General features: G+C 41.6%; 11 protein-coding genes. 4 read left to right on the plus strand and 7 right to left on the minus strand.

The genetic code is table 11. From position 1 onward, the window contains the following. Positions 1-423: 423 nt before the first annotated feature. On the plus strand, positions 424-885 hold the full coding sequence (tnpA, locus tag ACWIB3_RS00175) for an IS200/IS605 family transposase (protein ID WP_454290601.1): 462 nt from the start codon (positions 424-426) through the stop codon (positions 883-885). Position 886: 1 nt separating this feature from the next. Here tnpA and ACWIB3_RS00180 read toward each other — a convergent pair whose 3' ends face one another. The 4 genes from ACWIB3_RS00180 to sufB form a co-directional block, all read right to left on the minus strand. Next, a complete protein-coding gene (locus ACWIB3_RS00180) occupies positions 887-2,107 on the minus strand; it encodes an MFS transporter (protein ID WP_185212917.1) in 1,221 nt (406 codons plus the stop codon). Positions 2,108-2,402: 295 nt separating this feature from the next. Next, positions 2,403-3,710, minus strand: coding sequence for a Fe-S cluster assembly protein SufD (gene sufD / locus ACWIB3_RS00185; RefSeq protein WP_454290602.1), 1,308 nt, complete (start codon positions 3,708-3,710; stop codon positions 2,403-2,405). Positions 3,711-3,758: 48 nt separating this feature from the next. After that, positions 3,759-4,517 carry a Fe-S cluster assembly ATPase SufC gene (sufC, locus tag ACWIB3_RS00190; protein WP_185212919.1) on the minus strand — a complete coding sequence of 253 codons (759 nt, stop codon included), beginning with the start codon at positions 4,515-4,517 and terminating at the stop codon, positions 3,759-3,761. Positions 4,518-4,533: 16 nt separating this feature from the next. Then, complete coding sequence (gene sufB / locus ACWIB3_RS00195) at positions 4,534-5,985, minus strand: Fe-S cluster assembly protein SufB (protein WP_454290603.1); 1,452 nt, start codon at positions 5,983-5,985, stop codon at positions 4,534-4,536. A 327-nt stretch (positions 5,986-6,312) separates the two neighbouring features. Between sufB and ACWIB3_RS00200 the strand changes: the two genes are divergently transcribed. Both ACWIB3_RS00200 and ACWIB3_RS00205 read left to right on the plus strand, forming a co-directional pair. After that, a complete protein-coding gene (locus tag ACWIB3_RS00200; protein ID WP_093101265.1) occupies positions 6,313-6,783 on the plus strand; it encodes an Lrp/AsnC family transcriptional regulator in 471 nt (156 codons plus the stop codon). 9 nt (positions 6,784-6,792) lie between these two features. After that, the gene (locus tag ACWIB3_RS00205; RefSeq protein WP_454290604.1) at positions 6,793-7,857 is read left to right on the plus strand and encodes a DUF6695 family protein; all 1,065 of its coding nucleotides are present in this window, start codon (positions 6,793-6,795) and stop codon (positions 7,855-7,857) included. Between the two features lie 4 nt (positions 7,858-7,861). On the opposite strand, the gene ung is transcribed toward ACWIB3_RS00205, so the two are convergent. Continuing rightward, positions 7,862-8,533 (minus strand): uracil-DNA glycosylase, encoded by a 672-nt coding sequence (ung, locus tag ACWIB3_RS00210; RefSeq protein ID WP_454290605.1) that lies wholly within the window; start codon positions 8,531-8,533, stop codon positions 7,862-7,864. A 96-nt stretch (positions 8,534-8,629) separates the two neighbouring features. Between ung and ACWIB3_RS00215 the strand changes: the two genes are divergently transcribed. Beyond that, the gene (locus tag ACWIB3_RS00215) at positions 8,630-9,169 is read left to right on the plus strand and encodes a tetratricopeptide repeat protein (protein WP_185212923.1); all 540 of its coding nucleotides are present in this window, start codon (positions 8,630-8,632) and stop codon (positions 9,167-9,169) included. A 176-nt stretch (positions 9,170-9,345) separates the two neighbouring features. Here ACWIB3_RS00215 and ACWIB3_RS00220 read toward each other — a convergent pair whose 3' ends face one another. Further along, entirely contained in the window at positions 9,346-10,506 is a 1,161-nt protein-coding gene (locus ACWIB3_RS00220) for a dipeptidase (protein ID WP_454290606.1), read from the minus strand. Further along, a complete protein-coding gene (locus tag ACWIB3_RS00225; RefSeq protein WP_454290607.1) occupies positions 10,506-12,236 on the minus strand; it encodes a serine hydrolase domain-containing protein in 1,731 nt (576 codons plus the stop codon). Before ACWIB3_RS00225 ends, ACWIB3_RS00220 begins: the two co-directional genes overlap by 1 nt. Between the last annotated feature and the right edge of the window lie 65 nt (positions 12,237-12,301).

The following is a 12,301-nucleotide window of genomic DNA, read 5'->3' on the forward strand; positions in this document are numbered from 1 at the left end:
TTATTTTAGCGATGGTGTTTGAAGGGTACTACCCCTCTAGGGGTTGCAATATGTTGAATCACTGGAATGTCGGCATTGAATAATCAAACCCCTAACGGGGTTTTCTACTTGCCATTGATATTGATGGATAAATGTTATTGATTACCATGCCACCCTAAAGGGGATTGTTTCGTGCATTGATGTTGGTTGATATTTGGTATTGATCGCCCTGTCACCCTGGAAGGATGAAATTATTTTAGCGATGGTGTTTGAAGGGTACTACCCCTTTAGGGGTTGCATTATGTTAATTAACTTAACCATTAACCTTGATTTGTCCCACCGTTTAAAACAAAACTTTCATTACACTTTTAATTAACACAAAAATAATGATATCAATATACCTCAATATGTAATTTGCCAATAGGTGAATCTTATTAATAATCAATGGCTAATACTTACTCCCAAATCTATATTCAAATTGTTTTTTCGGTTCAAAATAGGGAAACCCTATTAAAATTACCTTGGAGGTTAGAGGTTTATAAATACATGGCTGGAATAATAAAAAGCAAAGGGTTAAAATCGATTATTATTAATGGGATGGAAGATCATGTCCATATACTATTAGAACTAAAACCAGAAATCTCCTTGTCAGATTTGGTTAGGGACATAAAAAAGCACTCTACTATATTTATAAATAAACAGAATTGGCTTAACTATAAATTCTCTTGGCAAAATGGATATGGCGCCTTTTCCTATTCTCATTCTCAGGTAAACAAAGTATATAATTATATCAAAAACCAAGGGAAAATCCATTTAAATAGAACATTTCAAATGGAATACATCGAGTTTTTAAAAAAAATCAATGTGGAATACCGTGATGAATATCTATTCAAATGGATTAACTAACCTACTCCTTCTTTATCCCTAACCTCATTAAACTCGGCGTCATAAACGATATTATACCCAATAACACACATAGTACACCTGCAATAATAAATGCATTGGCTACGCCAATATGGTCTGCAATGTTTCCGGCGAATAATAGACCGATCAGACTTGGGATGATTGCAAAACTGAAATACAGGGAAAATACCCTGCCCAACATTTCCGGAGCAATCTCTTCTTGGATGATGGTCATAAATACCGCATTGAATATCGACATGGATGCTCCACCTATTCCTGTCAATACCACAAAAACCATAAACATGGACGCTGGTAACAGACCAGAAAACACAAAGGTCAATCCCAGTAGGATATGCATGTAATTGATCAGCAGGATCTTTCTGAAGGAAACTTTAAAAGCGCTCAATGCAGACCCTCCCACCAACATACCTACTCCCCAGATAACTTCAATCACGCTCATTTCAAATTTATCTCCTTTGAAATGTTCGATGGTCAGTAAGGGGAACATAATGGCAACTGGCAGGATGCCCATCATGGCAATGATGGAGTATAAAAACATCCGGTTTAGGCCTTTGTTCTGGTGGATGGCCAAGAAACCCAGCTTCAGGTCTCCCCAAACCTGCCTTAATGAGGCTTTACTTTCCGACTTGAAATATGGAATGCTGATGAACAAAAGACTAGTGATCGCTACTGCTGCACCCATCACATCGAGGTAAATGACCTGGTTGATCGGTAGGTTGGCAATGGCCAAGGCTCCCAATGCAGGTCCGGCAATGGCACTGACAGAATGCAAGATCTGGTTCACACCTGAAACGCGCAATAGCTGGTCCTCTGGCACCAAAAGCGGAGCGATTGCCTGCATTGCTGGCTGGTGAAATGCAGAGCCTATGGAACGACAGACCATCAGCAGATAAATCAGCGATAGATTGATGTTTCCATCCTTCAGGGCGAAAGTCATCATGAAAGTACAGCAGGCAATGAAGGCATCTGCAAATATCATGACTTTCTTCCTGTCCCAACGGTCGATATACACGCCGGCAAATGGACCGATAATGGCCTGGGGCAATAGACCCGAAATAGCGGCAAAGGCAAGGACTTCCGCCGACCTGAACTCAAGGCTCAGCCAGATAATCATTGCAAAGTTGACGGCAGAGCTACTTATCAAGGAGACAAATTGCCCTACCCATATATAGATATAGGTTTTAAACCAATGTTTCTTTTCCATGAAAATAAATTGTAATGTTTGTACCTGCAGCCAAAAGGAATTTTAGCTGATTCATTAAACCGTGTAAGATTTACCTAACTCAGTAAATCCAAGGGTCCATAAAGAATAGTGCAAATTGGCGAGCGCTCATAGGGCAAATATAAACCAAAGAGGGTGAAGTTCAAATGTTTTGAGAAAAATACTTTCCTAGAGAGGCGAAAATTGAAATGGGATTAAGGTATTCGTGAAAACTGATGACACAAAAAAAGCGTCTTAACTTTCGCCAAGACGCCTTTATACTAAAACTACACTACTATTATTTTCTTTCTAATCCTTTTGCTACTAAGGCTTCTACAAAGTTCCTTACGTTTTCATCAGAGAACCTAGATGTAACGTCAAAAGCAAAGGCATGAACCAACAGGATACGTGCGCTCTCTTCACCGATACCGCGAGCACGTAAGTAGAACAGGGCATCATCATCAAACTGTCCCATGGTACAACCATGTGAACATTTAACATCATCTGCAAAGATCTCAAGCTGTGGCTTGGTATAGATAGTCGCCTTGTCGCCGATCAACATGTTGTTGTTCTGTTGAAAGGCATTTGTTTTCTGCGCATCTTCTCGAACGAAAATCTTACCGTTGAAAACAGCTGTAGATTCGTCCTGTGGAATATTTTTGTACCATTCGTATGATTCACAATGAGGTTTCATGTGATCCACGATGGTATGGTTGTCTACAAATTGATTGTCAGCCAATAGGTTGATTCCGTAAAGGTGTGATTCAACTTGTTCAGCGTCCAAACGAACGTTAAGATCGTTGCGTAAAAAGGCTACACCTGGGAAATTACAGTTGTAGTTGTTGTACAAGCTGTGTTTCGTTTGGTAAACCTCCGTATGGTTGATGTAATGGCTGTTATTTGAAGCTAACTGCAAATAATAGTGTTGCATCTTCGCATTTTCTTCAACGACAATCTCGGTAACCTTGTTGTTCAGGTTGAATGCTGAACCATCCATTGTGATAAAGGATTCGATGATTTCAACTTCAGCATTCTGCTCAAGGATATATAGATTACGGGTCTGTGCAAAGAAATCCTGGTTCCCTGTAGCGACATGGACGATTTGGATAGGCTTTGAAACCACCTTATTGCGATTCACCTGTAGGAAGATTCCCGAGGTGTGAAAAGCAGTGTTCAGGGCTACCGTCGTGCTTCCTGTTGCATCTGCATGTTTTGCAAAGTGCTCTTGGAATTTCGGCTCATTTTGAGCCTCTTCGATAGGTTTTACGATCAAGCCGATCTCATCTTCCAAGGAAGAGAATGCCAAAACATATTGACCATTGATCAGCACAATGCGGTGTGCATCCAATCCAGGGATGTCCGCTGCGCTTAGATCTAAATTTGAAACATCCACATCCTCGTTCAACAGATAGTTTCTGTTGATCAGAGCATGGATATTCGTGTATTTCCAGTCCTCATTCTTTACAGTAGGGAATCCAAGATCATGAAAACGGCTGTAAGCCTCTTCGCGAAGAGCCTTTACCGCTGCCGTATCATTGCTTGTTTCCAGTTCCTGAAATGTTGAAGTCAACTGTTGGAATAAGGAGTTTGCTACTAATGTACTCATGTTATTTGTTGTCAATCCGCTCATTACCTCGTTTCTTAATACAACTGATTAGGCATTTTGCGTATCTAATTCTTTTAACCAGTCGTAACCTTTTTCTTCTAATTCAAGTGCCAATTCTTTTGTTCCCGATTTTACAATGCGACCATTGTGCAATACGTGTACATAATCCGGCACGATATAATCCAACAAACGTTGGTAGTGTGTAATCACGATAAATGCATTGTCCTTAGAGCGCAATTGGTTTACACCATTCGCTACGATTCGCAATGCGTCGATATCCAGACCTGAATCCGTTTCATCTAAAATAGAAAGCTTTGGATTCAACATGGCCAATTGGAAGATCTCGTTACGTTTTTTCTCTCCTCCCGAGAAACCTTCGTTCAAGGAACGGTTTGCTAGGTTTGCAGAAAACTCTACCAATTGTTGTTTTTCTTTTACCGTCTTCAAGAAGTCTTTCGCTTCCATTGGAGGTAAACCTTTGTATTCTCGGATATCATTTACTGCTGTCTTCAAGAAGTTGATGTTTGAAACTCCTGGGATTTCAACAGGATATTGGAAAGCCAAGAACAAACCTTCGCGAGCACGGTCTTCAGGAGAAAGCTCCAATAGATCCACTCCGTCTAGGAATGCTTCACCTTCCGTCACCTCGTAAGAGTCACGTCCCGCTAATACATTTCCTAATGTACTCTTTCCAGCTCCGTTAGGGCCCATGATGGCATGAACTTCGCCGGCCTTAACTTCTAAATTCAGTCCTTTTAATATTTGTTTATCGTCAATTGACGCATGCAAATTCTTAATGCTTAACATATTCTATTCTATATTTCTATCCTACCGATCCTTCTAATGAGATCGCTAATAATTTCTGTGCCTCTACGGCAAATTCCATTGGTAATTGATTTAATACTTCTTTCGCATAACCATTGACGATAAGCCCTACGGCTTTCTCTGAATCAATACCGCGTTGGTTCAAGTAGAAGACTTGGTCTTCCCCGATCTTGGAAGTGGTTGCTTCGTGCTCTAGGGTAGCAGTCTTGTTCTTGCTCTCAATATATGGGAAAGTGTGTGCTCCACATCTGTCGCCAATCAATAAACTATCACATTGGGTGAAGTTCCTTGAGTTGTCTGCATTTGGTCCGATCTTAACCAATCCACGGTAGCTGTTGTGGCTCTTGCCGGCAGAGATACCTTTGGAAATGATTTTTGAACGCGTATTTTTTCCTAAGTGGATCATTTTGGTGCCTGTATCTGCAAGTTGCATGTTACGGGTCATCGCCACGGAGTAAAATTCGCCTACAGAATGGTCTCCCTTCAGGATTACTCCTGGATATTTCCAAGTGATGGCAGATCCCGTTTCAACCTGTGTCCAAGAGATTTTCGAGTGATCACCTTTACAGATACCACGCTTGGTCACGAAGTTATAGATTCCGCCCTTTCCGTCTTTATCACCAGGATACCAGTTCTGTACAGTTGAATATTTGATCTCTGCATTACGCATAGCAATTAGTTCAACAACTGCAGCATGCAATTGGTTTTCATCACGCATCGGTGCTGTACAACCTTCAAGGTAAGATACATAGGCATCCTCATCAGCGATGATCAATGTGCGCTCGAACTGTCCCGTGTTTTCTGCGTTGATACGGAAGTACGTGGAAAGTTCCATTGGGCAGCGAACGCCTTTAGGAATGTATACGAAAGATCCGTCCGAGAAAACAGCTGAATTCAGGGCCGCATATACGTTATCGGTTTGAGGAACTACTGTTCCCAAATATTGTTTTACTAGGTCAGGGTGTTCTTGTACAGCCTCTCCAAAGGAACAGAAGATAACCCCTTGTTCTTTCAGTTTTTCACGGAACGTGGTTTTCACAGATACCGAATCAAATACTGCATCAACTGCTACTACCCCAGCAAGTACCTTCTGTTCGTCCAAGGGGATACCCAATTTGGCAAAAGTTGCCAATAATTCAGGGTCCACTTCGTCCAAACTATCAAGTTGTTTTTTAGGTTTTGGGGCAGCGTAATAGGAAATGTCCTGGAAATCTACTTCAGGGTTCTTGAAGTTTTGCCAAGTCGGCATGCTCATTTTTAAGAAATGTTGGAAAGCCTTCAGTCTCCACTCCAATAACCATTCCGGTTCGTTTTTCTTCTTCGAAATCAAACGGATGGTATCTTCATTAAGACCTTTTGGAGCGATCTCCATCTCAATGTCGGTCGTAAAACCGTACTTATATTCTTCGAGCTCTAACTCTTTTAATAAATCGTCGTCTTTTGTGCTCATATCTCTTTCACTTTAATGATGGGTTCTTTCCCATTGGTTTTGATTTGCAAAGTTACGGTTTATAATGCAGAAAAAAGCTTGTTTTGTGTTCAACCTACACAGTAAACCGCAAAAAAAATGACAAATGTCATTTCTTCTGCATTAAAGGCTATTTAGAATGATTACATTATGACAATAGAATGATTGATATAAATAAAATCAATTGAATGTCAATCAATAGATTGAGTCAGTCTATATTAGACCCCGCCAATAATTCAGAAATACATTTTGTGTTAAACCAAATATTATTTTGTATATTTACTATTCTTTAATTTTATTGAAAAGCCTATGTCTTACCAACCAGATAAAACGGACTTGAAGATTCTAAAGCTTCTTCAGGAGAACGGAAGGATAACTAATTTACAGCTGGCGACCAATATTGGTCTCTCGCCTGCCCCTACATTGGAGCGGGTCCGTAAATTGGAGAACTCTGGTTTCATCAAGAGCTACCATGCTTTTGTCGATGAGGAAAAGCTAGGATTAGGAATAAAATCATTCATTCAGATCTCCCTTGATTTCCATACCCATAATGCCATTCCTGAATTTGTGGAAGCCGTTCGTGCCATTCCCGAAGTGACCGAATGCCACCACGTAACAGGTAACTGCGACTTCATGCTGAAAGTATATGTTAAAGACATTAAGGCATATGAGGCGGTAATCATGGAGAAGATTTCAAAGATCCCTTTTGTGAAGACGTTCCAAACCATGATGATTATGTCCACCAGTAAAAAAGAACCAATTGTACCATTAGAATATTAATCTTTAAAGATGGCATATCAAGATTCTGCAATCATATTGACATGGCCAGATGCTACCATACGTGGAGATGAAAAATGGATGATGTTTTTCAAAAAAATTGGTATTGTCAAAAATTTAAACTTCAAGGTTGGGCATACTGGTGTCGTCTTGGTGAATCACCAGACGGGCGAGTTGCTCTTTTATGATTTTGGCCGCTATATAACCCCCCGAGGTTACGGAAGGGCACGATCGAAGGATTCCGACCCAATGCTGGAGATCAAGGTCAAGGCTAAGTTCAAGAATGGCCAGATCGAAAACATCCAAGAGATCATTGCTGCAATCGAACCCTTAAAAGGTGCCATGTATGGTGAGGGAAGGGTCTTTTTCAGCGTGGCCAACGATATCAACTTTGAAATCGCCAAGGATTATGGTGATAAATGCGTAGAGGAGGGTACATACCCCTATGGCGCTGTCGCTAAGAATAACAACAACTGTTCCCGATTCATTACCAGGATGTTGATGAAGGCTTCCAAGAAATATCATTTCTGGCACGGTATCAACCTGCCGGAAACCATTAAAGCGAGCCCTATCAGCAATATCGTGAATGTTTGCAAGAGCAGGATGGTGAACAGCTATAGCCCTTCGGACGGGTTTCAGTCATTCAAGATGGACCGTTGGAAGTCTTTCTTTTTTCTGGTTAAACAGCTGGGAGATAATGTGTTCAGGAACAAGGCGGATCTACTGCCCAATGACTTGATCATCGGTGCCGTTAATTTTGGGTCTAAACCTATCACCGTTCCTAAACATGCGAAATATCTTGGCGGCGTTGGTGATGGGGCATGGTACTACCTGCACGAAAGACCGGATGCGCAGATTGAGATCAGCCGATATTCGACCTTAGGCAACCTGGAATACGTTGTTTTGGGCGAAGCGACCCAGCCTGTGGATTTTCATGAGGATTGGGAGATTACCTATGATAGCCATCTGATGTTTACCCATATCCTGCAGCATAACCAGAAGATTAGGATCAATCATATTGAAGTCCTCTCTACCGAGGATTATAAATTCAAAAATTTATTGGAAAGGTACGCGTAGTTGCCTAAACTTGCCAATCAATGGCTTGTTTCCCATGTTGTTGCAGGTAACTGTTGGCCTGTGAGAAATGGGCGCATCCGAAGAATCCTCTGTAAACCGATAGTGGGGATGGGTGTACAGCGGTTAAGATAAGGTGCTTGCTGCTATCGATCAATGCTGATTTCTTGATGGCATAACTTCCCCACAGTAAGAATACGACATGTTCGCTCTGCTCTGATATCGCTTTGATGATCTCATCCGTAAAATATTCCCATCCTTTCTTCTGGTGCGAACCGGCTTCGTGAGCTCGAACCGTTAAGGTTGCGTTCAAGAGCAAAACGCCTTGTTTGGCCCATTTTGTCAGATCGCCATGGTTCGGGTATTGAAATCCTGGAATGTCAGTCACCAATTCGGTATAGATGTTTCTTAAACTGGGTGGTATGGCAATTCCAACAGGGACCGAAAAAGACAGCCCATGTGCCTGGCCATCGTTATGATAGGGGTCTTGGCCCAAGATGACTACTTTCAGGTTTTGAAAAGGGGTCAATTTGAAGGCGTTAAAAACCAGGTCCTGCGGAGGAAAAACCTTGTGCAGGCTTCTTTCCTTTATTACAAACTCGGATAAATCCTGTAAGACAGTGCTGTTGAATAAAGGCTTAATGATAGGTTCCCAAGAAGAATCAAAACGGTCAGACATATGTTTATATAAAATTTTACATTATTTTGCTGTAAACAAGTTGGATACTACGGCAATTTAACGGATATTTGCAAACTTACAGTATTAAGCATAATTATGTCAAATATAGTTCGCATTATAATTTGTAGTTTGTTGGTGATCGGAACGGTTGCATTGTTCTGGATTGGTCAATGGGGCTGGGGGATTTTAGCAATCCTGATTACTATTTTAGCTTGGGTAACCGTGTTCTTCAACGAGAAGATGCTTATCGCCCAATGGTTCTTGCGCAAAGAACGTATGGACAAAGCTGAAGTTTGGTTGAAGAAAATCAAGAACTACGAAACGGAATTGATCTCTGCTCAATATGGTTACTACCATATGCTTTTGGGCTTGATCGAATCTCAAAGAGCACCTTTACAATCAGAGAAATATTTCAAGAAAGCCTTGACAATGGGCTTGCATATGGATCATAACGTGGCATTGGCCAAGTTAAGCCTTGCTGGTATCGCTATGGCAAAACGTAATAAGCGCGAAGCTGAAAAGCTTCTGGCCGAAGCTAAGAAAGCTGATAAAAACAAATTGCTGGAAGAGCAGATCAAATTGATGAAAAACCAAATGGGAATGATGGACAAACAACAGTTCCGTTATTCTAGATAACAAAATATTAAAAAAAGGAAAGGGTGGATTCTTGAAAATCCACCCTTTCCTTTTTCAGACAGTAGACAACAGATACAAGACATTAGAATGGCTAAGACTGCCAACTATCTCAGTCATTTGGGATAGGGAGCCAGAAAGAGTCTATTGTCTTGTGTCTTATGTCTATTGTCTATAACCTATTTCTCATTCTCCTTTAATACTCTCAGGAAGTTCAATCCCATGATCTTAGCGACATCTTCCTTGCTGTAGCCTCTTTCCAGCAATGCTTTTGTGAGGGCCGGGAATTTGGTGACATCTTCTAGTTCCTGAGGCGGAGATTCAATGCCATCAAAGTCGGATCCTATGGCTACATGGTCTATGCCCGCCTTGGCGACCAGATGGTCTACGTGCTTAAGTACATTTTCAAAAGGGGCATTAGCTTCATGCTTTAGCTTTGGCGAAAGGGAACCATACATCTTGCCTATAGATAATTCCTTGTTTGTACTGTCTTTTTTGTGGGTTTTGTAATAGAGTTTTTTTACTCTCTTCGGGTAGTTGGAATCAAGAAATTCAGAATAAAAATTGACACCTACTACACCGCCATTTTTCTTCAGGGCTTCCAATTGCGCATCTTTCAGGTTTCGATAATGTGGCGTCAATGCTGCTGCATTGCTGTGGGAGACCAATACTGGTTTGCTTGTGATACTCAAAACATCATAAAATGTTTGTTCACCGGCATGGGAAAGGTCGACCATCATACCGAGGTCGTTCATCTTACGGATAATTTCCTTGCCATGTTCCGTCAAGCCTTTTCCTTTTTTATCCTTGGTCTTCACTTCCATGGCAGCTGCCGTCACCCAAGGTAGGTTGTAGTTCCAGGTTAGGGTCAGATAGCGGGCTCCACGATCGTAAAGTGCTTCCAGGTAATCAAGGCGTTCCTCAATCATATTGCCGCCTTCTATTCCAATCAATGCAACGATCTTTCCCTCTCTGTTGATGCGCTCTATATCTGTAGAACTCTTTGCCAGTTCGATCTTATCCGGATTGTTGGCAATCAGTTTCTCTAAGGCATCAATTTGGTCGTTCGCATGTTTGTAGGCATTCTTCTTCCATTTCTTGTCATCGGACCAAACGGCAAATACCTGAACATCCACTCCACCTTCTTTCAGTCTGGGTAGATCGGTATGACCGGTTTTGATTCTTTTGCCGATGTCCTTGCCAGGCAATATGCTTTCGACGATCACATCATTGTGGCCATCCACAACGATCAGGTCTTGATGTATCTGTTTATAATCCTGCCCCATACTGGCAAAAATAGAACCTCCGAGAAGGAAGGTCAATAAAAACTTCTTTTTCATTATTTAGCGTTAAAAATGGTTTCATAGATGACATCCTGTATACGACTCCTAACGTTCAGATCATAGATTTTTGTAGATACCTGCGGATGTACTCTATTTGACAAAAATATATAAATCAATTGGTTATTCGGATCTACCCATATACAAGTCCCTGTATAACCGGTATGGCCATATACAGATGGATTTGCCAATTTAGAAGGGTAGTCTGCGCCTTTCTTAGGGTCATATCGGTCGAAACCCAAACCTCTGCGACTTGTTTTCGACTGTTTGGAGGTGAAAAGATCGATGGTCTCCGGTTTATAATACCTCACGCCCCCATATTCGCCTCGATTCAGCAATAGCTGTCCGTAGATAGCAAGGTCATTTGCAGAAGCAAACAGGCCCGCATGTCCAGCCACTCCACCGGCCATGGCTGCACCCTCATCATGCACATATCCTTGCAACAGGACCTTCCGAAAGGCGGTGTCCTGTTGGGTAGGAATGATTTGGTCCTTGTTGAAACGATCTCTCGGAAGATATCCCGCGGTCTTCATCCCAATGGGCCTGTACAAAATATCTTGGACATAGTCCTGCATTGGAGTGGAAGTTTCATGTTCAGAGACTTCCTTCATTACATACATGCTGATGTCTGAATAGACATAGTTTCCGATTGGCTTAACCGGAGAATTCAACATCTCTGGCCACATAACATCTCGGTAGTAATTATTCTTTAGATAGGCATTGTCAGCGACCTTGACTTGATGGGAATCATCTTTTGTGCGTTGAAGGTCACCAGGTTTCAGGTTCCTGTAGAACGGGATAAAAGGAGTAAAACCAGCCTCATGTAAAAGTACGGTCCTGAGGGTAATATTGGCTTTATTGCTCTGTTTCGCTTGCCATAGGTAATGTCCCATGGTGCTATCCAGATTGATGATGTTGTTTTCCTGTAAGTGCATCACAACAGGCGTCGTGCCGGCAATTTTACTGATGGATGCTAAGTCATAGATATCATAAATGCTATTGGCCAGCTTCTTTTCGTAGGTATGGTAGCCATACGCCTTTTCAAAGATTACCTGACCATCTTTTATGGCCATGACCATCATCCCCGGAGCGGCATGCTGCTCAACAGCATCCTTCGCAATGGCATCGATCTGATTGGTCATTTTGGCGATGTCCAGGCCTGACTGTCTGCCTTTGCTGTACTGTAGTCGGGTTTGCGTTGTTTTATTCGTTCCGGCAGTGATACCTAACCCACCGAAGATGGACATTGCCGCATTCTCCTGGGCACCTTCATCTAAGCTAGGTGCTGTTAAAATGCTGGCAAATCGGCCTAAGTTGGCAGAAGACAAGCCTATATTGATGTAATTGATATCCTTCCCGAATTTACAGAGAATGACATCCTTTCGATTTACGGCAGATTGAATGACCATCGCCAATTGATCCGGTCTAAACTCGTCTTCCGTACCAGCAACGATAATAGTATTGTAGTATTTCGTATGTTCATCATATTGGTCAAAACCAAAGCTCTTTACTTCACCATATCGCTGTAATTGCTGAATAAAGGGTGCATATTTTACACTGTCCGTACTGATGACCGCTATTCTGCGTTCATCCAAACGCTTGAAGGGAAGGATGTTCTTTTGGTTGTTCAGAAGAACCGTTTGATTGCTGATGACCTGTTTATACTGAGCTTGACTAATGGAATACCCGCATAACAGGAATATTGTAAGGAGGTTTAAAAAGCGAATCATAATTGTTTTTAGGATTTCTTATTGTAAATGTACTAATAAAACGCACAAACACGCATTCCCGACCT

The organism is Sphingobacterium sp. NPDC055431, assembly GCF_053644255.1.